Genomic DNA, 16,027 nt, shown 5'->3' with positions numbered 1-16,027 from the left:
ATGATCGAACTCGAACGTGGTGAGAGTGCCTGGGCACTGACGGGTTTGCATGATCGCAGGGGTGTCCTCGCCGATATCCGCGAACTCGTCCGTGTACACGCCGACGAGTGGGTAACCATTGCGGCCACCATCAAAGAACTCGACCCGCAGTCCCCGCTGGTAGGAGAGGAGTGGCTTTCCGGGCCGTACCCGCTGCTCACCAACGCCGACGCCCTCGCTGAAAGCTTGGCCGCACTCGAACGGGGAAGGAGTCCACTTGCCGGGTCGAACATCACCGCGGCACCGGGAAACCGAATCCGTATTCAGATCCTTCCCGACTCCGTGACCGACAACATACTGCTCAACGGTTTTACCGCCGAAGTGTGGCTACAGCCCGGGATCGACAAAGTACGTGCGTTGGCCGCAGCAGGCCTCGGACAACTTCATCCAGAGAAAACCGCAGGGATAGGAGTGGTACTCGGGGCCGGCAACATCACGTCCATCGCACCGTTGGACGTCCTCTACGAAATCTATGCACACAATCGTGTCGTGGCCCTCAAACTTAGCCCGGTGATGGACCCGTTACTGCCGGTCCTGGAGAAGATCTTCGCCCCCTTGATCGAGCGGAATATTGTACGAATCTTCACCGGGGGCGCAGAAGTGGGGGAGTATCTCGTCAACCATGATCTGGTCGCACACGTGCACATGACTGGTAGCGCCGCAACGCACGACGCCATCGTCTTCGGCGCCGAAGACCAAGGAACGCAACGCAAAGTGGAAAACTCCCCACTCCTCGATAAGCCGATCACCAGTGAACTCGGTGGGGTGTCTCCCACCATCGTGTTCCCAGGAAAGTGGTCATCAGCGGACCTTCGGTATCAGGCCGAGCACGTTGCAACCCAACGGCTCCACAACGGCGGATACAATTGCGTTGCCGCACAAATTCTCGTCGTGAGTTCCACATGGACGCAGAAAGATCAGTTTCTGCGCGAAGTGCGAGAGGCACTCGATCGGGCGCCGACTCGAGCGGCCTACTACCCAGGCAGCGACGGACGTTTGCTGAGCGCCCTGAAGCAGTTTCCGGATGCGCAGACGGTCGGCAGAAAGAACGAGCGTGTGATTTGCTCGGGGCTGCGACGGGGCGAGGACCACCCGATCTTCCACGAGGAATACTTCGCTCCTGTGCTCGGAATCATCGAACTACCCTTCAGTGGGGTCGAGTTCGCCAGAGAGGCAGTAGAATTCGCCAATTCCGAATGCGCGGGCACATTGGGGGTGAACATCATCGCGCACCCGGCCACGATCAGGTCCTACGGGCAGGCATTCGACTCTGCAGTCGCCAACTTGCGTTACGGAACGATCGCGGTCAACACCTGGACCGGATTCGGCTATCTGACGGCGAAAGCGCCCTGGGGGTCTTTTCCTGGTCATACCCTTGCTGACGTACAAAGTGGAATTGGTGTGGTACACAACTCCCTTCTCATCGGCCACACCGAACGGACCGTAGTCCGGGGTCCGTTCCGCCCCGCGCCACGGTCAGTTCTGGCCGGCGAGTTTTCTCTCTCGCCTCGGCCACCCTGGTTCGTGACGAATACGGCAGCGGCGACCACGGCGAGAAAGTTGACCGAGTACGTCGGATCCCCGTCACTGCGCAAGATGCTGGGAATATTCCTGTCATCGTTGCGTGGCTGAAAAGATGTTCATCGTAGTGGTACAAGCTTGATCAATGTATGATTTCGGCTTGGCGAGGTCGTAATGCTGGACGACTCAGGTCGTGGCGATAGATGTATGAGCTGCTGCTTGATCGGACGGGACGCTCGGGTTGAATGCGGAGCGAATTATAGTCCGCAGCATAGCCGAGGGTGCGGGTATCCAAAGCGACGCGGTATTGGGCGGAGCGCCATTCCTTCATTCTCTTGTGAGCCGCGGCGATCGGCGGTCTCTCGTGGGGGACTCGGCCCTGCCGTCGCAGACACCGAGAATGACGCGGACCCGAATGTCCATGGAAATCTTAAGTACACACCAAAAATGGATGAAAAACGATGACTGGTAACCGCAAAACTTCTTACTATCCTAGAAGCGATCCCGTGGAGCTTGCGAAGATATTATTCGACGAACTTGTTGGGCGCTATCGGGACGAAAAGTATCGAAGAAACGGAGCTGAGGCTTCAGACGAGGCTCCGCGTTGCAAAGGGGAGACAGAAGCACTGCTGGCTCTCGCGTTGAAATGGGTGCCGTATGGAGGAGTATCCGAGGATGAGGTATTCGAATCATACGGAATAAGTTTGGCCGACTTCATTGACCGGCTATGGACGATTGTTCGCGGTCAGCAGAGTGATCAGAAATTCGTCGCGAAATTAACTGCGGTATACCCTGAAACGAAAATGTTTGCCAGCACGTCGGTGGGCGCGCGCCATGCTCGATAGGTGGGTGGAGGCGCCGGTGACCAGCGCTGATCGACTCATTCGAATTTCCCTTGCAGTGCGTTGAGTCCGGCCAAGATCAGTTCCGACACACAAGATTGTTGTCGCAGGGCCTTCCCCCGAGCAGGCTCAGCGGGATAGATGGGATCGCATGCGCGCTTCATCAATAGGAGGCTTTGTCTCGATGACGGGAGTGGCGCAGTGCCGGCGCCAACGGTCGACTACCGGATTCGGTCGACCGCTGACAGTGATTGGGAGAGTGACTGTTCGGTGTGGCGACAGTCTATATGCCACGCTCAAACGTCATCCAGTACATGACGCCACTTCTGCGCTGTCGCAGGCGGGGCGAAGCCAAGCTGGGTTGAAATTGCAGGTGGAGTAGCCGTTGGTCCCGGTCCGCGTCATGACGACCTTCGGAGCGACCGCTCGAACCGACCTTCGAGTCCTGTGCACCACACCGCGTCGGAGGGTCCCGCTACCATCGCGACAGAGACCGCTGACCAATGGTTCGACGCCTCCGCACACGAGGAACACCATCGCCGCCCACCGTCGGATTTGGATGCCACTCACCGAGTCGGAACGATTAGCACATCGCCGCCTATGCTCGACATAGCTGTTCCGAAGACCGATAACGAGTACTGCCCAAAGGCAGTCGGCGTGGTGAAACGTGGTTCAATCCCCTCGGTTCACTGTTGCGCAAACCGAACGACGCCGATCACCGGAGTACATTGTGGAATCCCGCGCTTGAAGCGTGCTTCAATGTCAACCGGCGTTCGGGAACACCGTTATGGACGATGAGCATGGCCCAGAAGACGTGCCAACGATTGAACTGGCCCCCGCAACCGGGTCAATCACTGCGAGAGCGTCGTCCTCGGTTTCCCGCAGCCTGGACAGACGCAGCGCGGCTAGATCCACCACAGCCCGAAGAGCACCGTCGAGGAATGCCGGGGACTGTGGTGGGACGATTCGATCCAAGTATCGAGGCGTGGATGCGCAACATGCTCGGTGGTCGATCATTTGGTCGCCGAGCCGGCCACACAGCGCGCCCTCGCCTACTGCGCCGGACAACATGGCCAAACGATTCGGTAACATTATGCTGGCGATCGTTGTTCCTTGAACGGTCGGCCGCGCGCCGAGGCCTGGCGAAGATCGCGTACGAGGCGGAGTTCCAGGCAGCTACTTTTAAACGTGGCTCCGGCGCTTCTCGGGGCGTTCTATGATGTACGAGCAGGCTTACCGCGTCACCGAGGGCGAGGCGGGATGGGCCGCAGTGGCGGCAATCGGGTGATTTGGCTGGGATGTCGCTGAGCAATTGGCTCGATGGTGTCGATGATCCCTGCTCGACGTGGCGTGTCGTGAAAACCTCGGTGATCAAGCGACGGAGCCGGGTGGGATCTGGAGAATTGCGAAACAGCATCGTCCGCCGGAATCGGTGCATCGCACGGTGCTTGACATCGTCGGGCACCTCGGGTTAGTCGGAAGCCCAGCGACTCGTCGACCTTGCCCAGATTGCGGTCACGAAGTGCGCTGTCGCAATCCTGGTGCCGGCTGAGCGCAACACACCCGAATTGGTCTTGTAGCACCGGGTGGGAGTCGCGCAGACGCTTGTAGGACTCGTACGGTCAGGCGCTACCGTGGTCGGTAAGAAGGGCCGCCATCAACAATGCGTGCCGGCTTCCTCGCCACTCACGGCTGTTCCAGTGCGCGCACGAAATGGTCGATAGTCACTGTCATGAACAGTGCTGTTGCCGTGGCGATTTCTTTTCCGTCAGAACGGCGCAGGTGTGCACTGACGTACAGCCGACGTCCCTCACGCCGGTCGAGACTCGCGGTCACGGTGTACGGAGTTCCCAATCGCACGGGTGCGACGTAGTCGACGTTCAAGGATCGGGTGACAGCAAGCTCGCCGATCATGAAGAGGAGAAATCCGAAGAGATCGTCGAAGACGGTGGCTACCGCGCCTCCATGGGCGATACCGGGTGCTCCCACGTGACGGTCGTCGAAAGTCTGCGCCGCAACGACCCTCTCCCCGTCGCGATGTACCTCCAGATGATGACCGTGGGGATTGGCGGGCCCGCAACCAAGGCAGCGCTCTGAGTGTGGTGGCAGCTGGGTGCCGTCGGGCAACCGGGCAACCATCCCCGAAGCCCAGCTCGCCAACACCGGATCGATGTGGCCCGATGGGTCGACTGACAGGTCCGCTGTCCCGCTTGAATCGTAGTTCACGCCGCTCCTGCCGGGACTAGGGATAACCAACCGTGCAAGCGGACTACATAGATGGCCTGTTTGTCAACAGTCGGATCAGAAGAGCATAAACTGTCAACGGTGTCAACGTCGTCTTCTCGACGCAGTGTGCGTTGCGTTGTGACCTGAAATGAACAAAATCTGCCGCCCGTCTAGAGTGTCGGCATGGCGGGCGAATCGATGCGTATGACTTTTCGACGGCATATGCGCGAGCAGGTGTTGGCGACAGCTCACGTGCTGACTGTCGAGAAGGGGTGGGAGCGCGTACGCGTGGCCGAAATTGCTGCGCTCGTCGGAGTCTCTCGCCCCATGTTGTACAAAGAGTTCGGCGACAAGCAGGGTCTCGGCGACGCCCTCGTTGTCAGGGAGGGCGAGCGGTTCCTGGTGGGGATTCGTCAAGTTCTAGATCAACGCAGCGACCATGCAAATGAGGCCATCACCTGCGCCGTTCGATTCACTTTGGACGAGGCCGCGGCCAGCCCCTTGCTCAAAGCGGTCTTGACGTCTAATACCGCAGACGGCACCGCAGAGTCCAGCCGCAGTACAGGAATGTTGCCGTTGCTCACGACGTCGACCACGTTGCTGCAGATCGCGTCAAACGAGTTGGTGTGCTGGTTCACCGATCACTTTCCGCAGCTCGATAGTGACGACGTCGCTGACGGTATCGACGCGCTCGTTCGGTTGACGGTGAGTCATCTCGTTCTTCCTGCCGACGAAAGTGACGCCACTGGGCGGCAGATTTCGCGAGTCGCCCTGCGCTATTTGGGACTTGAGGAACCGCTCGCGACCGTGCCGTCTCAAGGCGACGGCAGCTGTTCCCGGCGGGCCTTCCCCTCATAGTATGCCTGCGGCCCGCTTGATCGCAGACATAGGGGATCCGGGGCTGGGTCGGGCAGCCGTGCGTGACGGAACTCGCTTGGAGAACGGCCGGTCCAGCGCTTGAATGCGTGCGAGAAGTTAGTCAGATCGCTGTACCCGAGTTCGAGTGCGATCTGGGTAGCGGACATGGTTCGGGTCAATAGGAGCCGCATGGCGCTGTCGCGAAGACAGGATTGTTGCAATTCGCGGAAAGTCGTCCCTTCTGCGGAGAGTTTCCGCTTCAGTGTGCTCGTCGATACGGACAACTCGTACGCCACCCACTGGCTGCTCCGCTGCGCAGGATCCGTTTCGAGGAGGATTCTCACCTGCTCCGAAATTGACGTGACGCCTCTCCGTTGTTCGAGCGTGTGTTTCAGTTCACCGATCGCGAGCCGGTAGGCAAGGGGGTCGGAAAACTGACACACGTCGTCGAGCGTGTCCGCGGGAACGTGCAGGTATGACATCGGAGCGTCAAAAAATAAGCGTGCGGCAAGCGCTGAGTCGTCCTCAGTATCTGGGAGCGCGACGGGCGCCGGCCAGCTCATGTGGAGGGTCACGGTCGGCGCACTACTGACGAGCATGTCCAGCACTCGCAACAACGCTGCCCCGCTGTAGGTGACTGCCAAACAGTCGAGCGCCCGATCGCCGGTAATTCCCGTGAGCCAGACCGTCAGGCCGCGGTCATCCCAATGGAAGTGTGGACGTAGGGCCGTCGAGATCAACGGCAGGTAGGCGAGCAGTTCGACGACCTCGGTTATTGAGCCTGCACTTACCAATGGCACACTTAAGGCCCCGAACGACGTCAGCCGGGCCTGTTCTGCAAAAGCCAAACCCAACCGGGTTGCCTGGTCGATGTCGAGTTCTGGGTAGGCCTGTCTGAACCACCGCAACGGTGCCGCGGTATCACGCTGGAGAAAGGTCGCCTCGTCGACCCCTTCGGACAGCATGATACCGCGCATTCGCGTGACCGCGACCGAATCGAGGGCGCGACTCTCCAGCATCTGGACGAATACGAACGGGGGTATTCCTTCGTCGTTGAGGTTCACGATGGTTCCTTTGGGCTGAATCCACAAGTATCTGACTCTAGTGAACATAGCCCTTGATCTCGTCCCCCGAGACAATTCATCGAGACCCCACACCGGGGATTCGGGTAACAACTCGATGAGCGGTGGCGTTCTCGCGTTGAAATACCCGGAACCCGTTCTAATCGGTGGCGACCTCGGTTGCCGTAGTAGACAAAGTGAGCACACTTGATGGTCAGCAAAAGCTCGGTATCGAAGATTGCACAAAGTGCGGAAATTTCAGTTTCGGTTGCCCCGTGTGGTCGCGCGACCGTTTCCCGGCCCAGGACACCACCGCCACTGCTTCATTATTCGAAGTAGTGGCGGTGGACGGTTGATCTCGAACGTGCGGGTACGAGACAAGCTCTGCAGTGCAAGGGTGGGCCCAAGTGCCAAGTTCAGGCCACGCCGCCAGCGTGGGCGCCTGGTGAAAAGTGAGCTTTGCTTACGACATTACAAAAAACTGAAAACGTAACGAAACGGGACATTCGATGCGATGATGTACCTCGCAAACGGTGGTCAGCAAGTATGGGAGTTGATGTGAGAAATAGCGCATCCCGCACCCTCAATCGAGTTATCGGGACCGAGACAGGTGCAGCACGTCAAGTCGTCTCATCCACGGTGCGGGGCTGCGTGCTCGCGCGATGCCGCACGTCGTCGGCGCCCTACCTTGGTATCTCGCATTCCGCAATCTTCGGCGTGGTCGGCCGAGGCTGGCGTGTCTACGAGGTGCGCGCACAGTTCAGTCAGCGTTTCCGGAAATGTCTGACATCTATCGGCGAGAGCGATCCGGCCGCGCTGCTGCTCAACCGTTATGAAGCTGTTCCACAACGAGGATTCGAGGAGGTTCGCAATGGCAGTGTTTAAGGACGAGAACGAGGTCTACAAATTTCTCGCGGGCATATTTCAGCATGGTCTTGAGGTAGATGGACTGGGAGACAAGCTAGCGGGTTCGGGTGTGGTATTGCGGGTGCATTACACAGATCCGGACGCAGTGGTGACGGTGGATATGCCGAACAAGGTGGTGGAGACCGGGACTTCGAGTGTGGCTGTGCCCAATGTTGAGCTATTCATGTCGGCTGACACCGGGAACAAGTTCTGGCTTGGGAAGGTGAACCTGACGATGGCGATGGCGAAGGGAACCGTGAGGGCGAAGGGCCCGGTGCCGAAGTTGGTCAAGTTGATCCCGCAGGCGAAGAACTTGTTTCCGGAATACCGGTTGATGTTGCGGAGTCAAGATCGCCAGGATTTGATCGATGCGTGACCATCGCGTGACCGCTGAAAACGGGATGGTGGCTCGGTGAAGAGCACCATGCAGGACGTGCCGTTGACCGTGTCATCAATACTGCGTCATGCCGAATCAATCCATGGCGAACGGGAGGTGTTGACCGCGCGCGGGCCGGGGCAGATCTCGCGGGTGTCGTATCGCGAGTTGGGTGAACGTGCGGCTCGGTTGGCCAATGCGCTTCGCGAGCTCGGGATTCATGGCGATGAGCGCGTCGCAACGCTGCAGTGGAGCAATCAACAACACCTCGAGGGCTACGCGGCGGTGCCGTCGATGGGCGCGGTGTTGCACACGTTGAACCTGAGGCTGCCGACCGATCAGCTGACGTGGATTGTTAACCACGCCGACGACCGGGTGATCATCGTTGATGGCACTGTCCTTCCGCTTTTGGCGCCGGCGTTATCGTCGATGACGTCAGTGCGCACGGTGCTGGTTACCGGTCAGGGTGACCTCGGCGCCGTTGAGGGGTGCGGTAAGGACATTCTTCGATACGACGATGTGCTGGCCGCCCAGTCGAGCTCGTTTGACTGGCCTGACGTCGATGAGCGGTCCGCCGCGGCAATGTGCTATACCAGCGGAACCACTGGGAATCCGAAAGGCGTAGTTTACAGCCATCGTTCGACGTGGTTGCATTCTCAGGCGGCGTGCACCTCGAATGCGCTGGGCATCGGTCATGACGACACGGTGTTGGCGATCGTGCCGATGTTCCATGCCAATGCGTGGGGACTTCCCTACGCGGCGATGATGGCGGGTGCGCAACTGCTCCTGCCCGACCGCTTTTTGCAGGCTGAGCCGTTGGTGGAGATGATCGAGGCAGCGCGACCGACGATGGCGGGCGCTGTTCCAACGATCTGGACCGACGTTCTGCACTATCTACGAGACAATCCCGGCCATGACGTGAGTTCGCTGAAGATGGTGGCATGTGGGGGTTCCGCGGTTCCGCGGTCGTTGATGACCGCCTACGACGATCTGGGTATCCGCATTGTGCAGGCATGGGGGATGACCGAGACATCGCCGCTTGCAGCGGTCGCACTGCCGCGGGACACCGACTCAGCGGAGAAGTCCTTGCAGATTCGTGCAACCCAGGGCAGGGTGGTGGCCGGCGTGCAGGCCCGGATCGTCGATGACGCTGGTGCCGAGCAACCCTGGGACGGAAAGTCGGTTGGCGAGATACAGATCCGCGGCCCGTGGATCACTGGGTCGTACTACGAGCACGACAGGCCGGCGGTGTCGGCGGACGGGTGGTTGTCCACCGGAGACGTCGGCACGATCAGCGCAGACGCGTTCATCGCTCTGACCGACCGTTCGAAGGACGTCATCAAGTCCGGGGGGGAATGGATTTCCTCGGTCGAACTGGAGAACGAGTTGGCGGCTCATCCCGCGGTACGTACCGCCGCGGTGATCGGTGTGCCCGATGACAAGTGGCAGGAACGACCGCTGGCAGTTGTCGTTCTTGACAGTGACCGCACGGCGACTGCCGCGGAATTGTCGGAGTTCCTTCGTCCGCGAGTGGCCAAGTGGTGGTTACCGGAGCGGTGGGCATTCGTTGCGGAAGTTCCACTGACCTCGACCGGCAAGTTCGACAAGAAGAAGCTACGCAGCGAGCACGCCGACGGAAACCTCACCGTCGAGACACTCGCCTGACGGGGCTACCGCGGCAACCAGATTTATCGATCTAAGGAGAGTCATGAAGACACGCGCTGCTGTTCTGTGGGGCTTGGGGGAGAAATGGGAGGTCGAGGAGGTCGAGTTGGATCCACCCGGCCCCAACGAGGTGATGGTGCGGCTGACCGCTAGTGGGTTGTGCCATTCCGACGAACACCTCGTGACCGGTGACCTACCGTTTCCGCTGCCCGTCGTGGGCGGTCATGAGGGTGCTGGCACCGTGGTCGAAGTCGGTGCGGGTATCGAGGACATTGCCGAGGGCGATTCGGTGATCCTCACCTTTCTCCCGTCGTGCGGACACTGTTCGTACTGTGCGCGTGGCATGGGGAATCTGTGCGACATGGGTGCCGCCATCATGATGGGCCCGCAGATCGACGGCACCTACCGCTTTCACGCGCGCGGTGAGGACATTGGCCAGATGTGTCTGCTGGGCACGTTCTCCGAGTACACGGTGGTGCCGAGATCGTCACTGGTCAAGATCGACACAGGGACACCGTTGGACAAGGCAGCGCTGATCGGCTGCGGTGTCACGACCGGCTACGGGTCGGCGGTGCGCACAGGCGAGGTGCGTGCCGGGGACACGGTGGTCGTGATCGGGGCCGGAGGCATCGGTATGAACGCGATTCAAGGCGCGCGAATCGCTGGCGCGTTGAACATCATCGCCGTCGATCCCGTGGAGTTCAAGCGCAAGCAGGCCGGCGGGTTCGGAGCTACTCATGCCGCTACCTCGGCCGACGAAGCGTGGGCACTCATCAGCGACATCACTCGCGGCAAACTCGCCGACGTCTGCATCGTGACCACTGATGTCGCCGAGGGGTCCTATATTGCCGAGGCGCTCTCACTCGTCGGCAGGCGTGGACGCGTGGTGGTGACCGCAATCGGACATCCCGAGGACACCTCAATGTCAGGTTCGCTGCTCGAATTGACACTGTATGAGAAGCAAATTCGCGGTTCGCTCTACGGCTCGTCCAACGCCGCTCACGACGTCCCGCGTCTGGTGGAACTTTACAACGGCGGACAACTGAAGCTCGACGAGCTGATCACCCGGGAGTACACCCTCGACCAGATCAACGAGGGGTACGAAGACATGCGATCAGGCCGCAACATCCGAGGCCTCGTCCGATTTTGACGCTCCACCGCGGGGGCGGGGGGAACTTCTATCGACGGTGGCGACGGTAAGCGGTGGATCTCGTGCGCGGCTGGCCAGGCGCCTCCAAGTCGAGGTTCGGGGACGCTCCCGCGCACACGCGAATCGCCCCAGCAACCAGGAAGGCTAGTTCACATGCCACTACCAACCGAATCGCAAGGCGTCAGGCCTGACTGTCATCAACTACTCGACGAGGTCCGTCGTGTCGCAGAGTCAGGACGTACGCGGGATTTGCAGTGGCGCCTGGATCAACTGGCAGGGATCGAACGGCTCTGTACGGAGCGTGAGGGCGAGATCGCCGCGGCGTTGGCGGATGACCTTGGTCGCTCCCCTGTCGAGGCGTGGCTTGGCGACATCAACGCCACGAAGACCGAAGCCAGCTTCGCGCGAAAACACCTCAAAAAATGGATGCGACATAAACGCGTGTCATTGCCGCTGAGTCAGTTGCCTGGTCGCGGGTGGGTGCAGTACGACCCATTGGGCGTCGTGCTGGTCATCGGACCGTGGAACTACCCCCTCTATTTGGCTCTGGGGCCATTGGTTGCAGCGGTGGCAGCCGGCAACTGCGCAGTGATCAAGCCATCCGAGCTTGCGCCCGCAACCTCCGCGTTACTAGCCCGTAGGGTGCCGGAATACCTTGATGCGGAGGCGGTCCGAGTCGTAGAGGGAGACGGCGAGACAACTCAGGATCTGCTGTGCCAGGGGTTCGATCATGCCCTGTTCACCGGAGGCACAGAGATCGGTAAGAAAATCATGGCCACCGCCGCGATGACTTTGACTCCGGTAACGCTCGAGTTGGGCGGGAAGAGCCCAGTCGTCGTGGCCGCCGACGCCGACATCGACGTCGCTGCGCGTCGGATCGCGTGGGTCAAGTTGCTCAACTCTGGCCAAACCTGCATCGCCCCAGATTACGTTTTGGCGGACAAGTCGATCGTCGACGTATTGGTGAAAAAGATCATCCAGAACATCGCCGAGTTCCGGTCCGCCGAAGCGAAGTTCTCACTGCCGATCGTCAATGCGCGGCAATTCGACCGGCTGGTTGACTTAATCACCGCTACCCAGGGCACCATCGTCACCGGGGGTCGCTCCAACCGGGAAAGCCTACGCATTGAGCCGACTGTCATCGTGAATCCGCCCGAAACTGATGCGGTCATGGCCGGCGAGATCTTCGGTCCCGTCTTGCCGGTCCTCGCGTTCGACTCGATCGACGCAGCTGTATCCCAGATCAACGCCGGACCAAAACCATTGGCGCTCTACCTATTCACATCTTCGTCGCAGCAGGCCCGCCACCTGATCGACCGCATCCCATCTGGTGGCGCGGTCATCAACCACGTCGCATTGCACTGCTTGATTCCACAGCTGCCCTTCGGCGGCGTGGGCGCCAGTGGGATCGGCGCCTATCACGGCAAGTGGGGGTTCGAAGCCCTGAGTCACCGCAGAGCAGTGCTGTCCAAACGTGCCAAACCCGATCTGCGACTGATCTATCCGCCGTACACCGAACGTACGATTAAGTTGCTACGGAGACTTCTATGAACGAGCTGATGGACACCGGTTCAACAACGTCGTCCCTCGGATCACTCGTCGCGAAAGGCCCGGGTGCACGGCGAATGTGGGAACTGTTTAATACACATGCAGGAGACGTAGGTCGCGTTCCGTCGAATCTCACCGACCAGCGAGTCTTGCACTTCACGCTCGTCCGGTTAAACGGTGGACTGACTTGACAGCATGAACAGTAGCGGCGGTAGCACTCGGTATCGTGGCTCACCGGGGTCTAGCCCGTTGAGCCAAAGTCACAACCTTTTGGTCTCGACGGGACATAGCCGCCGCAGGCAACTTTCACCACAATTATTAGAGATCTTACGACACCGCATCAGGAGTTGGTTATGGCAGTTGTCACGTTCGTAACTCATGACGGCGAGCAGCACGAAGCGCCGCTGGTGGAGGGCCAATCGTTGATGAAGGTCGCCACCGACAACGCGGTGCCCGGTATCGATGGCGATTGTGGAGGTGAAGCGGCGTGTGGGACGTGCCATGTGATCGTCGATCCGCGGTGGTCGGAGACGGTTGGGCGTTCGGGCGCCGTTGAGGAGGAGATGCTCGCTATGAACCCCGAGCGTGAACCGACCTCCCGGTTGTCTTGCCAGATGGACGTCTCCGCAGCGTGGGATGGCTTGGTCGTTCAGACGCCCGAATTTCAGATGTGACCACGAGGAAACGGATATAACACAATGAAGGTTTCTGAAGTAATCGCCGAGCGTGTCCAGTCAGCTATTCCGATGGATCTGCAGATCCGTGGCGCACATCTATACGACAAGACGCGGCGTGTAGTGACCGGATCGAACGGTAAGAAGCTGTTCGTCGAATCCCCCATTCCGCCGGTCGAGGATGTCGAACTCGCCGACATCGACCTCAGCAACCCCTTTCTCTACCGTCAGGGGCGGTGGCAGTCGTACTTCGAGCGCGTGCGCAACGAGGCCCCGGTGCATTTCCAACCCAACAGTCCGTTTGGCCCGTTCTGGTCGGTCACCCGCCACGCCGACATCGTGGCCGTAGACAAGAATCACGAGGTGTTCTCCGCTGAGCCGTTGATTGTCATCGGTGTCCCACCGCGCTTTTTGGACATCTCGATGTTCATCGCGATGGATCCGCCGCGGCACGACAGGCAGCGGGCTGCCGTGCAAGGCGTGGTCGCGCCGAAGAATCTCCGCGAGATGGAAGGGCTGATTCGCTCGCGCGTGCAGGAGGTGCTCGACGAGGTGCCGCTCAACGAGCCCTTCGACTGGGTTCAGACTGTGTCGATCGAGTTGACCGCTCGCATGCTGGCGACCTTGTTGGATTACCCGTACGAGCAGCGCCGCAAGCTCGTCGAATGGTCCGATCTGGCAACGTCGATGGAGCAGACCAACGGCGGCCCCTCAGACCTCGACGACACGTTCCGCGGTATGCGTGAAATGGCGCAAGGTCTCAGCGAACTCTGGCGAGACAAGGCTGCCCGGACCGCTGCTGGTGAGGAACCAGGCTTCGACTTGATCACGATGCTGCAGGCCAATGACGACACCGCGGATCTGATTGACCGTCCGATGGAGTTTTTGGGCAATCTCATCCTGCTGATCGTCGGTGGCAACGACACCACTCGCAATTCGATGAGCGGCGGCGTTCTTGCGTTGAACCGGTTCCCCGACCAGTTTGAGAAACTGAAGGCCAACCCCGACCTGATTCCGAACATGAACTCCGAGATCATCCGGTGGCAGACACCATTGGCCTACATGCGCCGTATCGCCAAGGCCGATACGATTTTGAACGGTCAGTTCATCCGCAAGGGCGACAAGGTAGTGATGTGGTACGCCTCGGGAAACCGAGACGAGCGCATATTCGACAGGCCTGATGATTTCATCATCGACCGCGCCAACGCCCGCAACCACATCTCCTTCGGCTTCGGTGTCCACCGCTGCATGGGTAACCGGCTGGCCGAACTGCAGCTGAAGATCCTCTGGGAAGAACTGCTTTCTCGTTTCGAGAACATCGAGGTTGTCGGCGAACCCGAGTACGTGCAGTCCAACTTTGTGCGGGGGATTAGCAAGATGATGGTCCGCCTAACCCCCAAGTCCGACACGTGACAACGCAGCGGGCCGTCATCATCGGCGCCAGCCATGCTGGGGTCCAACTCGCCGCCGGCCTGAGACAGGAGGGGTGGACCGGAGAAATCGTCCTCATCGGCGACGAATCGGCGCTGCCCTACCAACGCCCTCCGTTGTCAAAGGCCTATCTGGCCAACAAGTGCGGCGTCAGCGAACTCGCGCTTCGAGGCGCAGAGTTCTATGCGAAGCAACGGATTCAGCTCCTCGACGCGACAGTCGAATCGATCGAACCATCTGCGAAACACGTCGTGTTGGGCACGGGCGAAACATTGACCTACGACAACCTCGCCCTGTGCACCGGCGCACGACCCAGGCGGCTGTCGATTCCGGGTGCCAACCTGGCCGGAGTCCACTATCTGCGCACGGCCGCGGACGTGACATTGCTCCGTGCGGCCACGATACCCGGCCGGCGAGTCGTGATCGTCGGCGGTGGCTACATCGGACTGGAGACAGCGGCGTCGCTGCGCGCGTTGGGTCTCGAGGTCACTGTACTCGAAGCCGCCGGCCGCGTGCTCGAACGCGTCACGGCTCCGGAGGTGTCGACGTTCTTCGACCGCATTCATCGCGCGGAAGGTGTCACCATTCGCACCGACGCCTCGGTCGAGGCGCTGTCCGGGGACGAACAGGTTCGTGAGGTGATTCTGGCCACCGGTCAAACAATTCCAGCGGACATCGTCATTGTCGGCATCGGCGTGGAGCCGAACATCGACCTCGCGTCGGCCGCTGGCCTGCTCATCGACAACGGCATCGTGATTGACGATCAAGCTCGGACCAGCGCCCCCGACATCCTCGCCGCCGGGGATTGTGCAAGTCATGACATGGCTCGTTACGGCCGCCGCATCCGTTTGGAGTCGGTGCCGAGCGCGGGCGAGCAGGCCAAGGTGGCCGCGGCAACCATTTGCGGGAAACCTAAACAGATCGCAGCGCTTCCGTGGTTCTGGTCAGACCAATACGAGCTCAAGCTCCAGATTGCCGGTCTCAACACCGGGTACGACGAGGTTGTTCTCAGCGGCGACCCGGTACGCGACCGCGACTTCAGCTGCTTTTATCTCAGGGCTGGTGAGCTCATCGCAGCAGACTGCATCAACCGCCCCCGTGACTTCATAACCAGTAAACGGACCATCACCCAGCAACTCCCCATGAACCGAGCAGAGCTAGCACGCGTCGGATCGGCGTGACCTGACCAGCTCTCGAACGCGGGTCTTGACGATCTGCGGTGCGAATGCGTACGAAGGGAGAATCGATGACTGTCACGATGCAGTCTCCTATCGCATGGGGGCGTGAGCGACGCTCATCGGTATTTATGGCGCTGCTTTTAAAGAAGAGTGGTCGATGGCCGGTGCGGGAACTGGCCCCGGCCCCTGAGGGGTCTGGTCTCACGCCGGTGCCGGGATCCGCCGGTATGCCACTTCTCGGACACACTCTGGACTACATCCGTTTTGGTTCCGACTTCACCAGGTCGAGATTCAGTCAGTTCGGAGAAGTTTCGAGGATGGGTGCGATCGGCACGAAGATGGTGGTGGCAAGTGGCCGGACCGGATGCCACTCAGGATGCGCTAACGACCAAGGCAAGGGCGTTCTCCCAGGACGGGTGGACGTATCGCATCGACGCGTTCTTCCATCGTGGACTGATGCTGATGAGTTTCGATGGAACATGCAGGAAGCGTTCACCCGCGACAGACTGGCCGGCTACGTCGCGCAACTAGGGCCCACGCTGGAATGATGAC

The 16,027-nt window shown here is 60.1% G+C and carries 12 protein-coding genes and 1 pseudogene; 11 read left to right on the top strand and 2 right to left on the bottom strand.

Annotation, left to right across the window (positions count from 1 at the left end; translation table 11 throughout):
• On the top strand, positions 1 to 1,671 hold the full coding sequence (locus ASU23_RS04175; RefSeq protein WP_058037390.1) for an aldehyde dehydrogenase family protein: 1,671 nt from the start codon (positions 1 to 3) through the stop codon (positions 1,669 to 1,671).
• Between the two features lie 350 nt (positions 1,672 to 2,021).
• Complete coding sequence (locus ASU23_RS04170) at positions 2,022 to 2,405, top strand: hypothetical protein (RefSeq protein WP_156423095.1); 384 nt, start codon at positions 2,022 to 2,024, stop codon at positions 2,403 to 2,405.
• Positions 2,406 to 4,088: 1,683 nt separating this feature from the next.
• On the opposite strand, the gene ASU23_RS04165 is transcribed toward ASU23_RS04170, so the two are convergent.
• Positions 4,089 to 4,628, bottom strand: coding sequence for a PaaI family thioesterase (locus ASU23_RS04165; protein WP_253741190.1), 540 nt, complete (start codon positions 4,626 to 4,628; stop codon positions 4,089 to 4,091).
• A 222-nt stretch (positions 4,629 to 4,850) separates the two neighbouring features.
• Between ASU23_RS04165 and ASU23_RS04160 the strand changes: the two genes are divergently transcribed.
• On the top strand, positions 4,851 to 5,486 hold the full coding sequence (locus ASU23_RS04160) for a TetR/AcrR family transcriptional regulator (protein WP_082661331.1): 636 nt from the start codon (positions 4,851 to 4,853) through the stop codon (positions 5,484 to 5,486).
• Here ASU23_RS04160 and ASU23_RS04155 read toward each other — a convergent pair.
• Complete coding sequence (locus ASU23_RS04155) at positions 5,444 to 6,550, bottom strand: AraC family transcriptional regulator (RefSeq protein ID WP_082661337.1); 1,107 nt, start codon at positions 6,548 to 6,550, stop codon at positions 5,444 to 5,446. The two genes, ASU23_RS04160 and ASU23_RS04155, sit on opposite strands and share 43 nt — an antisense overlap.
• Before the next feature lie 868 nt (positions 6,551 to 7,418).
• Here ASU23_RS04155 and ASU23_RS04150 point away from each other — a divergent pair.
• From ASU23_RS04150 to ASU23_RS34715, 8 genes and pseudogenes are all read left to right on the top strand, one after another.
• Complete coding sequence (locus ASU23_RS04150; protein WP_058037389.1) at positions 7,419 to 7,829, top strand: SCP2 sterol-binding domain-containing protein; 411 nt, start codon at positions 7,419 to 7,421, stop codon at positions 7,827 to 7,829.
• Positions 7,830 to 7,877: 48 nt separating this feature from the next.
• Positions 7,878 to 9,494 carry a long-chain fatty acid--CoA ligase gene (locus ASU23_RS04145; RefSeq protein WP_082661336.1) on the top strand — a complete coding sequence of 539 codons (1,617 nt, stop codon included), beginning with the start codon at positions 7,878 to 7,880 and terminating at the stop codon, positions 9,492 to 9,494.
• Between the two features lie 43 nt (positions 9,495 to 9,537).
• A complete protein-coding gene (locus tag ASU23_RS04140) occupies positions 9,538 to 10,644 on the top strand; it encodes an NDMA-dependent alcohol dehydrogenase (RefSeq protein ID WP_058037355.1) in 1,107 nt (368 codons plus the stop codon).
• Between the two features lie 153 nt (positions 10,645 to 10,797).
• Positions 10,798 to 12,195 (top strand): aldehyde dehydrogenase family protein, encoded by a 1,398-nt coding sequence (locus tag ASU23_RS04135; RefSeq protein WP_058037354.1) that lies wholly within the window; start codon positions 10,798 to 10,800, stop codon positions 12,193 to 12,195.
• A 350-nt stretch (positions 12,196 to 12,545) separates the two neighbouring features.
• A complete protein-coding gene (locus tag ASU23_RS04125) occupies positions 12,546 to 12,866 on the top strand; it encodes a 2Fe-2S iron-sulfur cluster-binding protein (protein WP_058037352.1) in 321 nt (106 codons plus the stop codon).
• Positions 12,867 to 12,890: 24 nt separating this feature from the next.
• Entirely contained in the window at positions 12,891 to 14,279 is a 1,389-nt protein-coding gene (locus ASU23_RS04120; RefSeq protein WP_058037351.1) for a cytochrome P450, read from the top strand.
• Complete coding sequence (locus ASU23_RS04115) at positions 14,276 to 15,478, top strand: NAD(P)/FAD-dependent oxidoreductase (RefSeq protein WP_058037350.1); 1,203 nt, start codon at positions 14,276 to 14,278, stop codon at positions 15,476 to 15,478. The genes ASU23_RS04120 and ASU23_RS04115 overlap by 4 nt, the downstream gene beginning before the upstream one ends.
• A gap of 65 nt (positions 15,479 to 15,543) precedes the next feature.
• Positions 15,544 to 16,017, top strand: a pseudogene (locus ASU23_RS34715) (cytochrome P450); the annotation flags it as partial.
• Between the last annotated feature and the right edge of the window lie 10 nt (positions 16,018 to 16,027).

This window comes from Rhodococcus sp. KB6, assembly GCF_001445685.1.
Taxonomy (GTDB): domain Bacteria; phylum Actinomycetota; class Actinomycetes; order Mycobacteriales; family Mycobacteriaceae; genus Rhodococcus_F; species Rhodococcus_F qingshengii.
The sequence above is the reverse complement of the archived record's forward strand: the minus strand, read 5'-3'. Positions and strand labels throughout refer to the sequence as shown.